The following is an 18,396-nucleotide window of genomic DNA, read 5'->3' as shown; positions in this document are numbered from 1 at the left end:
CTTTCTTTCACTCGTTTTCGATTAAATTGCGTCTGTTAATGTCCAGTCAATGGTTCCTTCGTATTGTTCACCTGCCACAACTGCATTCATAGGTGTTGCTGGGACATTCAAGTTGATATTTGTGAATTCTCCTTGCCAATACCCTTCTCCTCGACCGTCGGCAGCGTTCAGTGCTGATTCTGCGGATGCGCTCATAACAACTGCTGAAGTCGTACTCAACGTCACTGCCGCTGGAACGGTGTCCGGTGTATGTGCGCCAGCCCCTGCTGTAGTTGCTGTAGCGGCCCAAGCACTTGTTGGATCCAATTCGTTAATTCCTTGAGTCATTGTAATGGTCGCTCCAGTTAAACTTTTACTTGAACCTGAATCTGTCAAATCAGTAGTAAGTTTCGCTTCTAATTTCCAACCAGCTGCACGCGTACCACGCACATCACCTACGGCGAAACGTTTCGTAGCCGTATTTGATCCCGCAGCGCCACCAGTATCTGTTGCTGGATTTCCTTCCCAGTCCGTATCAATTGCGATTGTCGTGTTCCCTACCACTGTTGATGTTGGTACAGCAGTTTCCGCAAAGTTGAATTCTTTGGGTACATACAATAGTCCAAAAGAACCTCCTGTTTGTCCTGGATCAATATCAGGATCAGTTGGTGGTGTAACCAATGTTCCAGACTTAAAGGATACTGATCCTGTCGATTGACCACTATAAGTTGCTGCTGACGTTGGTGTTGCTTGGAATAACAAGCCACCCATCATTGCTGTACCTAATAGTGCTGCTGATAATTTTTTCTTGTTCATCTCTTTTCTCTCCTTAATTTATAATTTTTTATATCTAAAATGTACATTCTGTACTTTTGATATTAAAATGAGGAAGAACTTTCTTTCCCTTCCTGCTTCTTAGTTTGTTCAAAAACATGTGAACCTAGCTGACCATTGTAAAATCAGCCCTCACAGGAATCTTTTGACGGACATTGACGGCGAATAGAAAAAGAGTTTATTGAAACGAAGGAAACATTTTGGAAAGCACTGAAAAAGGAACGATAGTTTTCAAGCATCGCTTAGTAAGCGCTTTTTTTGTTTTGAATAAAAAAAGGGGGCTCAAATTTGGAAAAACCTTTTTTTGAAAACGTTTTATTCCATTTGATTAGATAGATTATTACTCACACAATGGCTCGTTCCATCTGGATAATGACTGCGATTCGTTGTTCCATCATTGAGTCTGCATAGGTATCCAGTGTTAATTGAGTGGATGTATGCCCCAACAAGGCACTCACGGATAGAATATCATTCTGGGCTTCTAAGCAACGAGTCGCAAACGTGTGGCGTAGTTGATGAAAATGGACATTTTCCAATCCACACTTCTTACGGATTCGATGAAAGTGATGGGTCAGTAAACGTGGTTCCATCGGTTTCCCATTCGTGGAAAAGACAAATGAATGACTCGACATTTGTTTATGCTTGACCAATAACTTCTTTAGCGACCGACTCATAGGCACCAATCGTGCCCCCGCTTCTGTTTTAGTAGACCCCAGAAGTAGTTGTGTCTTCTTCCCGTCCAATGCCATAGGAACTCGCTGATACGTATGACTAACGCGGATCATCCCCTGTTCAAAGTCGATATCTTCCCACCGCAAAGCGCTAATTTCTCCAATACGAAGCCCCGTATGCAACGCTAAATACGTAGGTAGCCCTGTATCATTTTTCTCATTTAAAGCAACTTTTTCAATTGTCTGTTGTTCTTTTTTACTTAATGCACGAATGGATTGCTTACGTTTTTTTGGTAGCCGAACCTGGTGAAACGGATGATCCTTTATATAGTCCCTTTCTTTTGCGATAGTCAAACATTGACAAAGAAGGCGCAAAACAACCTGCATCGTGGAAAAAGACAGCCCCTTCTCTACCCAAGAATTGAGTAGTTTCTTTCCCATATCAAGTGTCAACTCATTCAAATAATACTCCCCAATAAATGAGAAAACATAGTTTTCTAGCTTGTAACAATACGAGCTAAAAGTGGAAGGCTTGATTTCTCCCTGAATCTCTTGTAACCACGCACATCCCCATTCTCTTAAAGAAATGCACCCTTTCCCATATTTTTCTTGATGACTTTGATGATAAACCTTCAATGGATACAACTTTTTTCTGACTTCATGGTAACTTTTCTCGTAGACATAACCGTACACGAGCTGACCATTCGCTTTGTAACCCTTTTTATAGCGTCCCTCCCAACGACCATCTTTTCGTTTGTAAATATTTTCTCCTCTACGCATAATTACTTCCTTCCTGACGGCTTATTTGACGATGAATAATGACATACAATAAAATGCGGCCGTCCTATTTAATCTTTTTTCGTAACGAAGTCAGTACTAATTCTCACTTATAAATATTTTTTTAGAAATATTAATAAAGTTATTGATTAATCTTTCATTACATTTTATAATTAAGTCAAATCAATTCAGTTTTTTGTCGAAATATTGATTTTTTAATGAACTTCCTTTCGTGTTTTTGAACAAACCACGTAATAAATCACATAAAATTAACCATAATTTCAATTAGCCTTTTTAATAAAAAAATACAGACTTAGTTTTATCAAATAAATCCTATTTCAACAAATAATCCCTCACTCCTTTTTTTGATTGCTAAAGGAATGAAGGATTTACTTTTTATTCAATTTTCTAAATAATTCACTAAATTTGACAAGATAATCTTTTGTTTTCTCTTTTATGACAGTCTTTATATGCGATCTATTTTTCTATTATCTTTTCAACTACCAATCTTCTTCGCGAATAACCGGAATTTGTTTATTCTTCATTGAATGTTTTGATTTCTTTATTTTTTGACGTTTCAATGCAAAACTCATTTCAGTTGTTCGCTGAAAATAGCCCATCTCTTTACCCCAACTTACTCCGCATTTGCAATGTTTTAATCCAATGACTTGTTGTTTCATAACTCTGTGACAATTAATACATCGTTTTTTGGAATTATCATTTCTTTCCCCATGGTGACTTCTCCTTCCAGTATAATCCTCTTCTACTTTTTACTTATTGCTATAGATGAGCATCAAGTTCTTAGAAATTGATAAGAGCTATTTCGGCCTGTCCTTCACTACCATGTCCCCTTAAATAGGAATATACCAGATACTCTGTCTCAAAAATCAAATTCTTCTTTTATTTTCTCTTTTTGATGTACTTGACATTTCTCGTAACGAAATAATCATTTGTTGCTTCATATTCCAGTAGTAGTTAATGCCAACAGTAATCACTAGAAGAGTCGCCAACAATTTAGACAAACGCCACTTAAATCAAAAAGTGTCAGTCGTCATATAATCTTCAATTGACAATTGCTTGCACAGTTACTCCCCTACATCAGCGATTGTATGTATAAAAAAAGGGTTGCATAATCATACTAATATGTTATATTTCTAATATCGATTGGTAGCACCAAGAGATAACTGAAGTTTTTGACCGTGACTGACTATGCCTGATAGTCAGTCTTTTTTTGCATTTGACAAGATAGATAAATGAGATATAATAAAAAAAGTTAGTTTCATTTGCTAACATTTCTGTTTAGACCAGCTGCTAAGACCAGACACCTTAGTTGGTCTTTTTTTATACGATAATTTTCCCATGATCAATCCGATAACTGTATATCTCAATTTTATGGTTGTTCCAGCAGAAAATACTTTTATTCTTGTGTAACAGCAAGATCGTAAACAAGGTTTTCACACTCATTGGAGGCTTTCTGTTCTGGCCAAAAAAGATGAGGTTTCCTTCATCATCAGGCTTTGCAGCAATCAATGGAACGAGTTTTCCACCTAATTGCGTATAAATGCCTATGTACTCTTCATGAAAAGGATTCGCAGTTAGACTATTTAACATTTCACCAGCTTTCATTTCAAACCTTCTTCCGTTGGTAGCTACTTGAATCAGATTCTAGCATGATTTTAGCCTTTCTAACAACTACAGATTTCCTAACAATAAACCGTTAAGAGGTGCCAACAAGATATCAAACGTTGATCGAAAAATTGAGTATCAAAAAAAACGATACTCAATTGTGAAGCTGTCTAGTTGCTGCAGCTACTAGAAACGAGTATCGTCTTTGTATGTGTGTGTATTGTGGATCAATGACTCAACAGAGTGCGCGAAATAATGATATCTAATTTGCATACTGTCAAAACCACTAGTGTTGCAAAGATTCTCAACCTAGATAAATCCATGATTTATAGCTATCCAGACACAAAAAAGTCCTTTATACTAATCGAGGATGACTTATCCAAGACCAATAAAAAGGACTACAGCATGGATAAGTATAACTCAAAAACGTCATTTCAGGAATGGATTTCTTCCATTAATTTGACTCGTTTATCAGAAGAAACCAGAAACAGTGTCATCAAATTTGATTGTTATAGTAAAAAACTTGATTTTCATACCTCCCTAAGCGTGTTGCTTCACGCCGTTTATGAAGAAATGCCCAGCTTTCGAGAGATCGATCGCGCCTTTATGGACCCGCGACTGTGCAAAGAAATCGGATTGGATTCTTTGTGTCACAGTTCGCTTTCCCGCAAGTTGCCAAAGATCAATACCTCTATTTTGATGAATATTTTTGCCCAACTGGTTCATCAAATTGCCAAGCAAAAACCGAGCGCCAAAACATCCAGTTTACAATTGATTGACTCGACCACGATTCCGTTAAACAAGACGTTATTCCCGTGGGCGAAGTTCCGGAAAACAAAATCTGGCATTAAGCTTCACCTAAATCTCTGTTATCTCGATAAGGATCATCAATATCCGGAAAGCTTCACCCTCACAAATGCCGAAGAACATGACCGAAATCAATTCGAATGTTTGGTAGATAAGACCGAAGCAACTTATGTGATGGATCGCGGCTATTTTGATTACAAGCTGCTGGATCGCTTAAACAACGACGGCTACTTCTTTGTGACCAGAACAAAATCGAATACGAGAGTAAACGTTTTAAGTCAAATAGAAGTCGATCACCCCAAGACATCTGATGGGCAGATCATTAGCGCCCAACAAGTGATTCTTGGCGGAGGTGTCAACCATATCACGGAACGTTTTAGGCTGGTCACGATCCTGACAAAAGGACAAAAGCTTTTGCGATTGGTCACGAATCGTTTTGATGTTTCGCCAAATGAAGTCGCAGATATGTACCAAGCACGCTGGCACATTGAGCTTTTCTTTAAACATTTGAAGCAAAACCTGACAATCAAGCGGCTTTATTCGCAAAGCGAACAAGGGGCCATCAATCAAGTGATTCTTACGTTGATCGCCACTCTTCTTACCTTTTTGGTGAAGCTCAAACTCAAAACAACCGCTACACTTTTTCAGCTAAAGCGCTCGTTTCATTATTTGATGTTTGAGCCCGCTGAATGTTGGGTTGCCAAGCATCGACCAGATGGCTGAGAATGAAAAAGTTGGTGTCACTCTTGAATTAATTTGAATAACCATAAAAATTTCTGGAAAAAAAGTCATCCTCTGCGTCAGCATTCGACTTTTTGGAAATTTTTAGAGTAAATGATTTGTCAGATTATTCTGACGATATTTGTGCAACACTAGTGAGTCAAAACAACTTAATTAAAAAAACATAATGCCCATTTTCATAGAAAATGCCTTCCCAAATTTTTCGCATTTCCAATAGTATCCCCTTCTGCGTTCCTCCAACTACTTTCTCGCAATCATATTGAATATTGTGACTGCTAAAATAAAGTGAGCCATTTCTGCTCATTAATTTTGAGCCACTTTTGCTCAATAAATTTGAGCCACCAAAAATTTTATTCGATAAAATAAATAACATCATTTTATTTTATCGGAGGAACAAAGGTGGAGAAAAAAATCATGCTTTATTCAAAAATGAAAGAACTTGAAGCCGCAGGCTTTTCCCAAAGAGTTATCGCCAAACGACTCAAAGTTTCTAGAAATACTGTTAAGAAATACCTATCTCAGGATATAGAGACTTTTACGACTTGGTTATCTTCCACTCAAGAGCGCGGTCACAAACTTGATGTACATCAAAATAGAATTCTAGATTGGTTAAGAAAATATCCTGATTTATCTTCTTCACAAATCCATGACTGGCTTGAAGAACGTGGATTTCTAGGAATCGCAGAAAGTACGTTGAGACGATATGTCAAAGAACTAAGAGAAGAATTTCAAATTCCTAAGAAGATTCACCAACGTGAATATGAAGCGATTCAAGATCCACCAATGGGCGAGCAAGCCCAAATCGATTTTGGTCAAATAATGGTTCCGACAGAAACTGGAAAACAGGTGAAACTTTATGTGATTTCATTCGTTCTTTCTCATTCTCGCTACAAGTATATGGAATGGTGGGATCATCCGTACTCTTGTGCCGATGTAATTGAGGCTCATGAACGTGCATTTGATTTTTTTGGCGGAAAGCCACGAACGATTGTTTATGACCAAGATCGTGCTATGTTCGTGAACGAGAATTATGGTGAAATTATTTTTACAGCTAAATTTGAAACTTACAGACAAACACAAAAATTTCAAGTCCATGCGTGCAGATCCAGAGATCCAGAATCTAAAGGTCGTATTGAAAATGTGATTGGTTTCATAAAGCATAATTTCGCCAAAAATCGACGCTATACGACGTTGGATAACTGGAATGAGCAAGCACTTTCTTGGCTACGGCGAAAAGGAAATGGCAAGGTACACAATACAACAAAGAAGATACCTTCCGAAGTATTTAAAGAAGAACGACGCTATTTGATTCCAGTCCGATCAATGACAACTACAAGCGGAAAACTATCTACCTCCGACCCAGCAATAAGAGCGGTACATAAGGATAATACAGTCAAATATCAAACAAACCGTTATTCTGTACCCTTAGGTACGTATACGAGACTAAAAAAAGTCGTCGTTTCAGTATCAAAAATAGAAGATACGCTAAAAATTTGCGATCCAGAGACAGGGGAACACCTAGCTACACACCAACTGTGTCATGAACGCGGTCATTTAATCAAGAAACGAAGACATGGCAGAGATATGAGTGCTAGCGTAGCGCAGTTAATTCAAAGAGTTGGCAGTCAATTTAATGATCAACAAAAGGCACAGACATATTTAAATAAAATCCATCAAAAGTTCCCTCGTTATGCGCGGGATCAAGTAGGATTGATAGAATCACTGTTCAATGAGTATCCAACAGAAATGTTAGACGATGCTTTAGAGCAATGCATAAAATCTTCTATAATTTCAGCAACAGGACTCCGCGATATAGTAAAACGCCGGACGCGACAACTAGAAATAAAAACGGCTGTAAAAAAGATTGAAACGCATTCTTTACCTGCAGTATCTGATGAGACGAAACAAAAATTACTAGGCATTAAGCCAGAAATTCGAGGACTAGAAAATTATACTCATTTATTAGGCGGTGGAAAATGAGATGAGTAAGCATAAACTCAAAGATGTAGCAACGTTGTTAACTAGAATCCAATGTGCGGAAAGTGCCAAAGCTTTGCCTGAATTATGGAATCAATCAATAGAAAAAGACTCAACACCGTTAGAATTTCTCCAACACTTATTAGAAAATGAGATTCAGCAGCGAGAAAGAAAAAACAAAGAGCGGAAATTAAAACTAGCCAGTTTCCCCTATTATCGCGAGTTGTGTGATTTCGATCTTACTGAACAGCCCTCTTTAAACAAAAAAGATTTTCAAAAACTGATCGAATTGACCTGGGTTGATCAGAATTATAATTTGGTCCTTTTAGGACCAACAGGAACAGGAAAAACATTTTTATCCATAGGTCTCGGGATAAAGGCCGTTCAAGAAGGCTATAATGTAGTTTTCGTAACGGCTGGAGAAATAGTTCATTTATTAAAAACAATGGAGTTTACAAATCGCTCTCTAGCTAAAATAAAAAGAATAAAAAAATGCGATCTATTGATTATTGATGATTTGATGTTTATGGCAATGGACAAAACAGAAGCCAATCTATTTTTCCATCTTATCAATGAGATTTACGAGCAAACGTCGATCATTTTGACCTCAAATAAAAATCCCACGGATTGGGGGCAACTAATTGGAGACGAAATAATTACTGGTGCTATTTTAGATCGAATTGTTCAACACGCGGAAATCATTCAGTTATCAGGAGATAGTTATCGACTACGGCATCGAGAAGGGATTTTTAATAAAAAAACACTTAGGAAAGCAAGTGGCTCAATTTAAATGAGCAAAAATGGCTCAAACTAAGTGAGCAAAGTTCTGTCAAGTGGCTCAAAATTAATGAGCGAAAATGGCTCATTTCCACTTGACGGTGACAAATATACGGATGCGGCCATAACAGTGCTTTGCTGAACTCCTAAATTGGCACCATATTTGGTTCGAATCATCCACGTCCGTTGATCTTTTTAATCCCATTTTTACATACTTAATGCTTATTTCTAGTAAAAAAAACGCCAAACATTGTCAACGGACATTGCTAAATGGATCGTGTTCATAAGTAGTTTAAAATTTGAATGATTCTCTTAACAAGAAAATTGTATACACTAAGTGATCTCCGCTCCAAAAAAGCGAATGATCATGGTTTTTAACTAAAATCACCTACTGCTCTGTTAAAGCTATTGACTTCATTAGCACAACTAGCTAGGCTTTGCTAACTCTAACCGAACCGCCACATAGAAATACTCAACGTTTTTTCACTGGTTTATTCGAGTCAAGATTCGCACTAAAATCAACGCCAACCATTAAGACAAATGATTTTCCGAAGTCCTCCGTTGAAATTTCGAACCCTTGTTTAAATGGATCATTTTCCTCTATGCATCTAGCTCTGTCGTTTTGAAAGACTCTATAAACTTTTGCTGATCAACGCTTAACTCGGCTTCTTTAATCGTTCGCACCACACGATCCTTCCCTTCTATCTCGTCCTTTAGCTGTAACAGTTTTAGGGTGGGAGCCACCTGTGTCTCAAACCATCGTTCCGCTCGTTCAAGCGAGAATTTTTTTGCTTTCATATGGAACGTTAACTCGCCCACACTTCGAAACATCTTTGCCCAACGGGCATTGACAATTTTTGTCTCGTCATCCAACAAATCATACACGATCATTTTGCTATTAATAATACCCATCGCTATTTCTCCCAAATTTTTTCCGGAAATCACGTGGTGGATGACTTCATCTGCTTTCACACCACTACAACGAATTTCATAACGATTGTAAATTTGATGTTCCACCAGCGCGTCATTCACGGAGATCTGTTCCTTTCGCGCCAATTCAAAGCGTTTCTCATAAAAATTGAAGTAAAGCGGCGATTTTCTCGAACCAAAATAAAGTGACATCCCCTTACTCTGAGAGTTCCCCTCTTCTGTCACGTAGCTACAATAGTTATTAAAGGTCCTAAACCGATCCTCGACCAACCCTGCCGGGTATTTCTTTAAAATGCTAAAGAGATCAAAATACTCATAGTCTTCTCGCTCCCATACCTCATCAATCGCAAGGTCGATTCGACTGCATTGAACACGACTATAACCACTTTCTAACTTCCCCTGATCTCGCCAAATGTCCAACAGAAATCCCTGCCAATCCGTCTTCTCCTCTACCAATCGTCGCTCATATTCTCGGCAGCCTTGTCCTGAAAATTGCACAAGGACATTGCCAAATGTATCCTTTGCATGCCAGAACACCCAAATATTGCCACACACAGAGACCTGATCAAACAGGTACAGACCGGTAGGTCTGGTTTCAAAGGCTGCTTCGTTCAAACCCAAGACACGTGTGATAATTTCCTTCGGTGTCGCATCAAAGAAGGACAAGCGTAAATAATCAATCATCACCCACATATTGGCGCCTTCTTTCACAGTCACTCGAAAATACGTATCTAAGGTTTCTTTCACACGGGCAGGGATTGCTCGTTTTCCGCGTTCCATCTTTTCATAGTAAGACAAAGAAATGTTTAAGATATCCGCAAATTTCTGTTGCGAGACAGGTTTTACTTGTTTCTTTTTTCCATAAGGAACCCCCAATTTATATCGATAGGCTCGTAATTCTTTCGCTTCCACACGATCCCTCCTTAAAATAACAATTTTTAAATTTCCGAAAAAAAGAAAATTACGCTTGAACGATTGCTATAAGTGGTTTTTCCTTTTTGTGCTACTTTTTAATCGCCTCTACCCGCACAACTGTTCATCTTCGATAAACTGCTTTATTTCAACCTTGTGCATCTTTTTTTCTATTCGTTATTTTAATTCTCCCCCCCCTATTAGATATTGGGGGGTAAAGGTTTTTGGACAGGCGCAAGCGCCTGTCCAAAAACCACCACGCACACTTTGCCGTGTGCGTGTGCACAACGCCCTTCTGGCTGACGCCAGGGCATGTGCACACGCCACGAGCGTCAGTGTTCCTTGTTGCCTCGTTTCCTTCACTGCTTCTTCTGTGCCCCACCACGATTTATTGTTAATACTGCAAGAGCCAGTGTCGAACCCCTTGCTTACTATAAAGAACCATTCCTGAATCCAAGCGTATTTCCGGACAACCAAACTGAACCCACGATTTCAACGTGTTCACACTTACTCCAAAATGATCGGCACAATACTTTTGCTTCACTACATCTTTTTCCTCTTTCGCTTCATCCAATGCCTCTTTCATTGTTTGGTAAACAGAGTTGAAATTTTCTTTCTGCCACTCAATCAGTGTTTCATCAATTGACGTCATACCCAAGACTTCTTTTAGAGCTATTTGCATTCTGCAAAAGATATATATATTCTATAATACGATTATAACTCACACAAAAAAAGAAGTCAATAACCGTTTTATGAATTTTTTCAAGCTTAAAAGAATATCAACAGGCTTGATTTATTCGAAATTAGAAGCTATGATACTAGAAGAGACTAACTATATAGAGTCAAGTAAAAATTAGAGACAATCAAAAAAATATTTCATAACAAATAATTCCCCAAAAAAGTGTACAACAAATAGACCTTTCCTTATCAGTTTTTTTTGACTATTCAATGGTTAATCGGAAACAATCTTATAAGGCTCATTTTTAGTCAAAATAGCATGAATCACATAACAAAGTTTTCGAGAAACAGCACCTAAGGCAGTCAGATGATGCTTTCCCTCAGAAATTTTTTTCTGATAAAACGCACTAAAAACCGGATCACATTGAGAAGCAACCAAAGCAGCGGAAAATAAGGCTTTTCGCAAGTAAGGAGAACCACGCTTGCTCATAACATTATGTAGTGCTTCATACTGCCCCGATTGAGACACAGAAGCGTCTATGCCAGCATAAGCAACCAGTTTTTTCGGATTAGAAAATTTGTGAATATCTCCAATTTCACCAAGAATAGTCGCGCCATTTATAGGACCGATTCCAGGGATTGTGAGAATAAGAGAGTCTAAATCGCTCATTATGCGCTTGATTTCTTTTTCAGTCTCCTTTACTTGGCTTTCGATGAATTTCAATTGTTCAATCATGGAACGCAATTGAAAGGTAAAAGCTTCTTGTGCAAATTTCACTCCAAAGGAGTTAGAAGCTGCTTGCTTCAATTGATCTGCTTTCTCTGGCTTTATTCGGTTTCTGCTTAACTCAGCTAAGTATTGCGCCAATGTTTCCGCCGAGATTTCTTCTAGCTCTAAAGGGGAACTAAACTCAAGCAATAACTCTTTAGAAGCTTTCCCAAAAATACCTTGTTTAGTAAAAATTGACGCATATTCGGGAAATACTTGATCTAGGATAGCTATGATTTTTCGTTTAAAGTCGCTTGCGGTGCTTACTAGATAGGTTCGGTAGCGAGAAAGTTGTTTCAAAGAAAAAACATTTTCATCAGACAATACTGTTTCTACAAAGGAACCATAGCGCATTAAATCAGCGATCAAAACAGAATCAATAATATCATTTTTCCGTTTTCTGATTTCTGTTCCTTTTCGCCAGCCATCGGTTTGAAGAGGATTCACAACGTGAATCAAAAAGTCTGATTCGTGAAGGTATGAAAAGATAGAGAGCCAATAATGCCCTGTAGCTTCCATTCCGACAACAAAGTCAGCTGGAGTCTTTGAATATTTTGAAAGTTGTTCAATCAGTGAGTCAGCTCCTTCCGTAGTGTTAGTGAAAGAAAAACCTTTTAGGATCACTTTTCCTTCTTCACTCATTAGAGAAGCTACGTGAGTTCGCTTACCGATATCAATTCCTAAGAAGTACATGGATTTGACCTTTCTAAAAAAGTATTTTGGATTGAAATCCACTCAACTGAAAAGCCTCACTACCTTGTACGAGATACGGAGTAAAGTAAAGACTTTCAACATCTAACTCATACGTGATCCGCTTATCAGAGAGAGGTACCAGTCTCCAAGTACAGGTTCAAAGACCCAAGGTGAATACGGTTTTCCCTCTCAATCCAATAAATATATTATCTCAAAATTAATGAGTTAATACCAAATTAAAATAACAATGGTTTATAGGGTTATCCAGATAAAACCGGAAGGTTAAAACCCTAACTCTAATATACAAGGTGAATTAAATGATAGAAAATTTCGGATCCAATCTTACCAGACTCAGAAAAGAAAAAGGACTATCGCAAGAAGAGTTGGCAGATAAGGTCGGATTAAAGAAGCAAACGATCTCGAATATCGAACGCGGAAGGAGATACCCCACATTCGAAAGTCTTGAGCGAATTGCTTCCTTTCTGAAGGCTTCCCCCATTCAATTATTTGGGAGCTTAAAAGAAGTCGCCGTCTCAGATGTACCTAAGGTACTTGATCGAATTGATGAGTACGATGAGCGTGTTCGCCAAATTTTCCAAGCGGAACGAACGTTAAAAGATATTGATGAATCTATAGAGAAATTGATAAAAAATGCGAAGTGCTTAGAAGAATTTTTCGTTGACCGGCCACACGCTACCAATGAGGAGGGCGCAGCTCTTTTTGATGAGAAAGGAAACTTTGTGTTTCTTAATACCATATACGATTCCCTACCGTTTGATTCCGTGGACACGTTAGTAGAAAAGATCCAATACATCCAACGGTTCTGCTTCCCACAAGTAACCTATCAAGAGGGTGATCCGATTTTTGATGAAAATCACAATGTTGTTACGTCAACAACGATTGATGCGATTCCTTTTGACAAAATTGACAAGACCTACCATCAAATAAAAGTTATTCTCGAGAGTAAAAAGAACATATAACCCACCATTCTTTTAGAGAGAATTACGAGTGAAAAAAAGAAGGTTGAATCGTTGCCAACTATTTCTTGGGAACGATTCGACCTCTGACAAAGATAGATGAAGTTCATTTCTTTTCCTATGTGCCCCACACATAAAAGGAGATTTGCAAATGGCAACATTTAAAGAATATCAAAAAAAGGACGGAACAAAAGCATGGCAGTTCCAAGCATACCTTGGTATTGATCCAGTGACTGGGAAATCAACAAAAACTACACGAAGAAATTTCAGAACACAGAAAGAGGCACAACGGGAACTGGCACGATTACAGGTAGAATTCGAAAAATCAGGTCTAGTTAAACAGGATACGTCGACCTTTAAAGAAATCTATGAACTTTGGTATGAGAATTACAAGAGAACAGTAAAAGAATCAACTAGCATAGCTACTGAAAGATATATAAAGATACATGTAATTCCAAAATTTGGAGATATACAGTTATCAAAAATAAGTCCTCTAATGGCTCAAAAGGCTGTCAACGAATGGGCAGATAAACTACAAGTGTATAAACTCATTCATCAGTATGTCATTAAAATATTTGATTATGCTATCGCTCTTGAATTGATCGAGAGAAATCCTTTTGAGAAGGTCATTCGTCCGAAAGTAAAACGAACTAGAAAAGAAAAAAAGGTTAAGTTTTATACGACCGAGGAAGTAAAAAGGGTTTTAAATCATCTTGAAAAACGGTATATGTCGGTTAAACAGGAGAATCTACTCTACCGCTACTTTGCTGAATGGGATTATGTATTGTATCGAACACTTGCATTCACCGGAATCAGAGGTGGTGAAGCTCTCGCATTAACATATTCGGATCTTGGTTATGACCGCAAACAATTAACTATAAACAAGACTCTGTCTCAAACCAGAGAAGGATTTGCCGTTTCTGCGCCAAAGACTAAATCCTCAAATAGAATTATCTCACTGGATAATAAAACGCTTCAGATTCTCAAGAAATGGCGATTACATCAACGGGAGCTTCATTTCGCAAATGGAACTCCTCTATCTGATATTATTTTTTGTGACTTAGATGGGAATCATTCAAACCGACAGGCTTTGTACATGCGATCTTCAAGAATTGCTGAATTTGTTGGTCTACCAAATATCGGTACACATGGTTGGCGACATTCGCACGCTTCTATGTTGTATGAAGCAGGTTTGCCAATGAAGGAAGCACAAGTTCGACTAGGACATGCCTCTCTTGAAATCACGAATACTATCTACACTCATTTGAGTGAAAAACAAAAAAATGAGACCGCAGAAAAACTAGCGAAGTTCGCCGACTTCTAACCTTGCTTGTTATTATAAATGGCATTCAATATGGCATTCAATTTTTTGTTTGACCAAACAAAAAAGCTCTATCCCTTGTGTCCCAAGGGATAGAGCGTGTAGTCTTTAAGCTTCTTGAGCTACTGGGTATACAGACACTTGTTTTTTGTCGCGACCTTTACGTTCAAAACGTACCACGCCGTCAACTTTAGCAAACAATGTGTCATCGCCACCGATACCTACGTTTACACCAGGGAAAATTTTAGTACCACGTTGGCGATAAAGAATTGATCCACCAGTAACAGTTTGACCGTCAGCACGTTTAGCACCTAAACGTTTTGATTCTGAGTCACGTCCGTTAGAAGTTGACCCGCCACCTTTTTTGTGGGCGAATAATTGTAAGTTCATATTCAATAACATGAGCTGCACCTCCTATGATTTAGATTCTGTTTGGATCTCAATGAAATCCAAATATTCAGTTTCGATTGATTGCAAGCCTAATAATAAATGCTCCAGCAAAATTTGCGAGATATTCATCTGCTCTTGTGTCATGGAATCATCTTCCTTCAACGCTACATGAAGATAACCACCTTCAGCATCGTTGGTTTCGATATTCGGAGTGACACCTGCTAATGCATCCAAGCTATTTACTGTGCTGATGGCTAATGCGGAAACAGCGGAACAAACGATATCGCTACCGTAAGGACCGGCTTCAGCATGACCAGTCAAAGTAAATTCGCTGATTAGTCCTGCTTGATTTCGAGTGAATGTACCTTTGATCAACTTAGGCACCTTCTTTTTTATGCTTTGATTGAGTCAATGACAACTTTAGTGTAAGGTTGGCGATGACCTTGTTTACGGTGTGAATGTTTTTTAGGTTTGTATTTGAAAGTAACGACTTTCTTTTGTTTGCCGTGTTTTTCAACAGTTCCTTCAACAGTTGCACCTTCAACGATAGGAGCTCCTACTTTCGTAGATTCGCCGCCTACTAAAACTACTTGGTCGAAGACAACTTTTTCGCCAGCTTCAACGTCTAATTTTTCAATGTAGACTGCTTGACCTTCTTCAACTTTGATTTGTTTACCGCCAGTTTTGATGATTGCGTACATGCTTGTGGCACCTCCTTATAATAAATACTTAGACTCGCCATCCCAAGTGACCGAAGTTCTTAATAACTTGTTCTGTGCGGTTGTAGCTGTGAGTTCCACAATTACAACATTCATAGTTTACTAAAAAAGATAGGTCAAGTCAATGATTAATTATTGACGCATGCCTTGGTTTTTTCTACTATTAGGAGGATGACAAAGTGAGGCGAAGTAAATGGACTATCCAAATAGTTTGGTCACGTTCGTTGAAGAACGTTCAAAAGGATTTCAGCTTGAAGGCTTTATCGCCGGACAAGGACCGCTCCACCCGAAGTTGATGTTGGTTGGTGAAGCCCCCGGTCGTAAAGAAGTAGTAAATCACATTCCCTTTTCTGGTGCAGCGGGAAAAGAATTAATCCAAGTGATGGCGTCAATCGGGCTTACTCGAGAAAACACATATATCACCAGCGCAGTTAGAAGTCGTCCCTATAAAGTCGTGCAACGTTTAAACAAACGGACACAAGAAAACGAAATTGTTTATCCCAATCGAACACCAAATAAAAAAGAAATCCTAGCACATGCACCAATTCTGGATTATGAATTGGAAATAATTCAGCCAAAAATCATCGCGACTTTAGGCAATATTGGACTACAGCGCTTACTAGGACCAAAGTGGCAGATCAGCGAACGACACGGGGAAATTTACCATGGTCCTGTGTTAGAGCTGAACCGAGAACAGAATAACTATCAACCAACCAAAAAAGAATATACAGTCATCCCGCTTTTTCATCCGGCAGCGATTTTCTATAATCGTTCACTGAAAGAAAAAATAGCGACCGACTGGTTAAACATCGGAAAACTACTAGAGAAAGAGGAAATATAATGCGCAATGAAATGATGTACCGCCCAATTATTAATGAAGATATCCTGCACTATCTGCGAACAGAACAAAAACAACTGACTGGATCACTAGGCGAATTAGAAGAACTGGCTCATGAAAATGGCGTACCTGTAATCCCACATGAAACGGTAGTCTTCCTGCAATTTTTATTAAAACAAAAACAGCCAAAAAATGTCTTAGAGATTGGTACCGCTATTGGTTTTTCAGCTAGTTTGATGGCGGAAACCCTTGGCGAAGACGCAAAAATAACGACCATCGATCGTTTCCCTGTCATGATCGAAAAAGCAAAGAAAAATTTTGAAAAACTTGGTTTAACTGATCAAGTCACTCTATTAGAAGGAGATGCGGCAGATTTACTCAGCAGTCTAGAAGGTCCTTACGATTTTATTTTCATGGATAGCGCGAAATCAAAATACATCACCTTCTTGCCGGAATGTCTGCGTTTATTATCAGACGATGGGGTGTTGATGGTAGATGATGTTTTCCAAGCAGGCACGGTGCTGCAGCCGATCGAAGAGATTCCACGTAAAAATCGTTCGATCCATCGGCATTTAAATGAATTCTTAGAGGAAATTACTAAATCATCAGAGCTTACTTCCACCCTACTACCTTTAGGTGATGGCGTAGCACTGATTTCTAAAAATAAATAGATGTATGGCGGAAATTTGAATCTTTTTTGAATTTCCGTCTTTTTTACTTGTACCTGAGAAAAATCGGCGTACACTAGGAAACTGAAATGGAGGAATTGCCTATGAAAAACAAAAAAATCGGGAGCATCCTAGCAATTTTAGTCGTATGCATCCTCGGAATACTCCTTTTCGAAGCAAAAGATCATGTACACGCAATAAAGAATGGGGACACCTCTTTAGCGATTCCAGCACCAGTGATTATGGTTCCGGGAACCAATGGGGATGTTGATCGCTTCGATAGTTTGGTTGATTCATTAAAACAAACGGAAAAAGGTGTGGAGGAAGTAAAAATTACGGTAAATAAAGATGATTCTATCACCTCTTCAGGCCATTTTACGAAAGAGACAAAACGGCCCATTATCGCCGTCGCCTTTGAAGATGGTTCAGATCCCTCATTACCGAAACAATCTCGTTGGTTTCAACAGGCTTTAGCGTATGCCGAAAAAAAATATACGTTTAACACTTATGATTACTTAGGCTATTCAAACGGCGGATTGATCATTACCGGTTATTTGGAGAATGAACAAAAAAGCGATGATCCTGCCCTCTATCATTTGATTACACTAGGTACACCTTATAATGATACCTCTTGGGAATACAATGACAACAGCAACTCATTCACCAAACCAAAGGCCAAAAGTGAATTACTGAATTATTATTTGAAAAACAAAAAGAATATTCCTAAAAACATCACCGTTTATAATATTGCCGGTAACGTTGATCATCAGAACACGGACACCACTGTGCCGCTAACGAGCGTCTTGGCTGGCCGTCTGATTTATGGAAATAGTGAAAAATATAAGGAAATAATTGTCGAGGAACAAGCAGATCACGGATCACTCATCGAAAATCCTAAAACATTGAAACTGATCAAGGAATATCTTTTCGAATCAGTAAAATAACGAATTAGGTTGACAAGCAAAGGTAGTTTTTCTATAATAGTTCTTGTTGCAAAACTACTGTCACAGTAGCTCAGCTGGATAGAGCATCCGCCTTCTAAGCGGGCGACTGACCATGCGCCTAAATTACCATTGTTCTAGTAGCTCAGCTGGATAGAGCACTCGCCTTCTAAGCGAGCGGTCGGGGGTTCGAATCCCTCCTGGAACGTTCTAAGCGTTGATGTATCAACGTTTTAACAATTTATCGAGTCGTTAGCGAGAAGTTATTCTTGCTAACACTTTGCTCAAAATGATCTGTTAGTTGACTCCGACATCTGCTAACAGATTTTTTATTTTCTCGAAAAATCATCAAAAAACCTCGTTTCTGCTAA

The 18,396-nt window shown here is 38.5% G+C and carries 17 protein-coding genes, 1 tRNA gene and 1 other annotated feature; of the genes, 9 read left to right on the top strand and 9 right to left on the bottom strand.

Annotation, left to right across the window (positions count from 1 at the left end; all coding sequences use genetic code 11):
* Positions 1–21: 21 nt before the first annotated feature.
* The 3 genes from IGI52_RS18975 to IGI52_RS18965 all read right to left on the bottom strand — a co-directional run bounded on the left by IGI52_RS18975 (position 22) and on the right by IGI52_RS18965 (position 3,887).
* The gene (locus IGI52_RS18975) at positions 22–795 is read right to left on the bottom strand and encodes a WxL domain-containing protein (RefSeq protein ID WP_438782097.1); all 774 of its coding nucleotides are present in this window, start codon (positions 793–795) and stop codon (positions 22–24) included.
* Between the two features lie 362 nt (positions 796–1,157).
* Entirely contained in the window at positions 1,158–2,264 is a 1,107-nt protein-coding gene (locus IGI52_RS18970) for a tyrosine-type recombinase/integrase (protein ID WP_438782096.1), read from the bottom strand.
* A gap of 1,338 nt (positions 2,265–3,602) precedes the next feature.
* Complete coding sequence (locus IGI52_RS18965; RefSeq protein WP_438782095.1) at positions 3,603–3,887, bottom strand: hypothetical protein; 285 nt, start codon at positions 3,885–3,887, stop codon at positions 3,603–3,605.
* 405 nt (positions 3,888–4,292) lie between these two features.
* Here IGI52_RS18965 and IGI52_RS18960 point away from each other — a divergent pair, with 405 nt between their 5' ends.
* The 3 genes from IGI52_RS18960 (at position 4,293) to istB (ending at position 8,202) form a co-directional block, all read left to right on the top strand.
* On the top strand, positions 4,293–5,417 hold the full coding sequence (locus tag IGI52_RS18960) for an IS4 family transposase (protein WP_438782094.1): 1,125 nt from the start codon (positions 4,293–4,295) through the stop codon (positions 5,415–5,417).
* 417 nt (positions 5,418–5,834) lie between these two features.
* Positions 5,835–7,415, top strand: a complete 1,581-nt coding sequence (gene istA, locus IGI52_RS18955) for an IS21 family transposase (protein ID WP_438782093.1) — start codon at positions 5,835–5,837, stop codon at positions 7,413–7,415.
* Between the two features lies 1 nt (position 7,416).
* Positions 7,417–8,202, top strand: coding sequence for an IS21-like element helper ATPase IstB (gene istB / locus IGI52_RS18950; RefSeq protein ID WP_438782092.1), 786 nt, complete (start codon positions 7,417–7,419; stop codon positions 8,200–8,202).
* 587 nt (positions 8,203–8,789) lie between these two features.
* On the opposite strand, the gene IGI52_RS18945 is transcribed toward istB, so the two are convergent.
* From IGI52_RS18945 to IGI52_RS18935, 3 genes are all read right to left on the bottom strand, one after another.
* The gene (locus IGI52_RS18945) at positions 8,790–10,031 is read right to left on the bottom strand and encodes a replication initiation factor domain-containing protein (protein ID WP_438782091.1); all 1,242 of its coding nucleotides are present in this window, start codon (positions 10,029–10,031) and stop codon (positions 8,790–8,792) included.
* Positions 10,032–10,425: 394 nt separating this feature from the next.
* The gene (locus tag IGI52_RS18940; protein ID WP_438782090.1) at positions 10,426–10,683 is read right to left on the bottom strand and encodes a DNA-binding protein; all 258 of its coding nucleotides are present in this window, start codon (positions 10,681–10,683) and stop codon (positions 10,426–10,428) included.
* 300 nt (positions 10,684–10,983) lie between these two features.
* Positions 10,984–12,171: an IS110 family transposase gene (locus tag IGI52_RS18935; protein ID WP_438782089.1), complete on the bottom strand. Its 1,188-nt coding sequence runs from the start codon at positions 12,169–12,171 to the stop codon at positions 10,984–10,986.
* Positions 12,172–12,488: 317 nt separating this feature from the next.
* On the opposite strand from IGI52_RS18935, the gene IGI52_RS18930 reads away from it, so the two are divergent.
* On the top strand, positions 12,489–13,151 hold the full coding sequence (locus IGI52_RS18930) for a helix-turn-helix domain-containing protein (RefSeq protein ID WP_438782088.1): 663 nt from the start codon (positions 12,489–12,491) through the stop codon (positions 13,149–13,151).
* 148 nt (positions 13,152–13,299) lie between these two features.
* Entirely contained in the window at positions 13,300–14,472 is a 1,173-nt protein-coding gene (locus IGI52_RS18925; RefSeq protein WP_438782087.1) for a tyrosine-type recombinase/integrase, read from the top strand.
* A 105-nt stretch (positions 14,473–14,577) separates the two neighbouring features.
* Here the strand turns inward: IGI52_RS18925 and rpmA are convergent, their stop codons facing one another.
* The 3 genes from rpmA to rplU are packed head-to-tail and all read right to left on the bottom strand — an operon-like array spanning position 14,578 to position 15,560.
* Complete coding sequence (gene rpmA / locus IGI52_RS18920) at positions 14,578–14,871, bottom strand: 50S ribosomal protein L27 (RefSeq protein ID WP_010745708.1); 294 nt, start codon at positions 14,869–14,871, stop codon at positions 14,578–14,580.
* A gap of 12 nt (positions 14,872–14,883) precedes the next feature.
* Complete coding sequence (locus IGI52_RS18915) at positions 14,884–15,234, bottom strand: ribosomal-processing cysteine protease Prp (protein ID WP_016180391.1); 351 nt, start codon at positions 15,232–15,234, stop codon at positions 14,884–14,886.
* 17 nt (positions 15,235–15,251) lie between these two features.
* On the bottom strand, positions 15,252–15,560 hold the full coding sequence (gene rplU, locus IGI52_RS18910) for a 50S ribosomal protein L21 (RefSeq protein ID WP_010740661.1): 309 nt from the start codon (positions 15,558–15,560) through the stop codon (positions 15,252–15,254).
* A 20-nt stretch (positions 15,561–15,580) separates the two neighbouring features.
* Positions 15,581–15,652 (bottom strand) — a sequence feature (ribosomal protein L21 leader region).
* A 119-nt stretch (positions 15,653–15,771) separates the two neighbouring features.
* Here rplU and IGI52_RS18905 point away from each other — a divergent pair.
* The 4 genes from IGI52_RS18905 to IGI52_RS18890 all read left to right on the top strand — a co-directional run bounded on the left by IGI52_RS18905 (position 15,772) and on the right by IGI52_RS18890 (position 18,233).
* A complete protein-coding gene (locus tag IGI52_RS18905) occupies positions 15,772–16,419 on the top strand; it encodes a uracil-DNA glycosylase (protein ID WP_016180390.1) in 648 nt (215 codons plus the stop codon).
* The gene (locus IGI52_RS18900) at positions 16,419–17,087 is read left to right on the top strand and encodes an O-methyltransferase (protein ID WP_016180389.1); all 669 of its coding nucleotides are present in this window, start codon (positions 16,419–16,421) and stop codon (positions 17,085–17,087) included. Before IGI52_RS18905 ends, IGI52_RS18900 begins: the two co-directional genes overlap by 1 nt.
* A 101-nt stretch (positions 17,088–17,188) precedes the next feature.
* Positions 17,189–18,028: an alpha/beta hydrolase gene (locus tag IGI52_RS18895; RefSeq protein WP_048719123.1), complete on the top strand. Its 840-nt coding sequence runs from the start codon at positions 17,189–17,191 to the stop codon at positions 18,026–18,028.
* A 131-nt stretch (positions 18,029–18,159) separates the two neighbouring features.
* Positions 18,160–18,233: transfer RNA gene (locus tag IGI52_RS18890), tRNA-Arg, on the top strand.
* Positions 18,234–18,396: the final 163 nt, after the last annotated feature.

The organism is Enterococcus sp. DIV0187, assembly GCF_051713785.1.
Classification (GTDB): Bacteria; Bacillota; Bacilli; order Lactobacillales; family Enterococcaceae; genus Enterococcus_A; species Enterococcus_A avium.
The sequence above is the reverse complement of the archived record's forward strand: the minus strand, read 5'-3'. Positions and strand labels throughout refer to the sequence as shown.

Bases quoted from the DNA above. Each gene is read 5' to 3' on its own strand.
- IGI52_RS18975 (WP_438782097.1), bottom strand. From the start codon at position 795: ATGAACAAGAAAAAATTATCAGCAGCACTATTAGGTACAGCAATGATG.
- IGI52_RS18970 (WP_438782096.1), bottom strand. From the start codon at position 2,264: ATGCGTAGAGGAGAAAATATTTACAAACGAAAAGATGGTCGTTGGGAG.
- IGI52_RS18965 (WP_438782095.1), bottom strand. From the start codon at position 3,887: ATGAAAGCTGGTGAAATGTTAAATAGTCTAACTGCGAATCCTTTTCAT.
- IGI52_RS18960 (WP_438782094.1), top strand. From the start codon at position 4,293: ATGGATAAGTATAACTCAAAAACGTCATTTCAGGAATGGATTTCTTCC.
- istB (WP_438782092.1), top strand. From the start codon at position 7,417: ATGAGTAAGCATAAACTCAAAGATGTAGCAACGTTGTTAACTAGAATC.
- IGI52_RS18940 (WP_438782090.1), bottom strand. From the start codon at position 10,683: ATGACGTCAATTGATGAAACACTGATTGAGTGGCAGAAAGAAAATTTC.
- IGI52_RS18935 (WP_438782089.1), bottom strand. From the start codon at position 12,171: ATGTACTTCTTAGGAATTGATATCGGTAAGCGAACTCACGTAGCTTCT.
- IGI52_RS18930 (WP_438782088.1), top strand. From the start codon at position 12,489: ATGATAGAAAATTTCGGATCCAATCTTACCAGACTCAGAAAAGAAAAA.
- IGI52_RS18925 (WP_438782087.1), top strand. From the start codon at position 13,300: ATGGCAACATTTAAAGAATATCAAAAAAAGGACGGAACAAAAGCATGG.
- rpmA (WP_010745708.1), bottom strand. From the start codon at position 14,871: ATGTTATTGAATATGAACTTACAATTATTCGCCCACAAAAAAGGTGGC.
- rplU (WP_010740661.1), bottom strand. From the start codon at position 15,560: ATGTACGCAATCATCAAAACTGGCGGTAAACAAATCAAAGTTGAAGAA.
- IGI52_RS18905 (WP_016180390.1), top strand. From the start codon at position 15,772: ATGGACTATCCAAATAGTTTGGTCACGTTCGTTGAAGAACGTTCAAAA.
- IGI52_RS18900 (WP_016180389.1), top strand. From the start codon at position 16,419: ATGCGCAATGAAATGATGTACCGCCCAATTATTAATGAAGATATCCTG.
- IGI52_RS18895 (WP_048719123.1), top strand. From the start codon at position 17,189: ATGAAAAACAAAAAAATCGGGAGCATCCTAGCAATTTTAGTCGTATGC.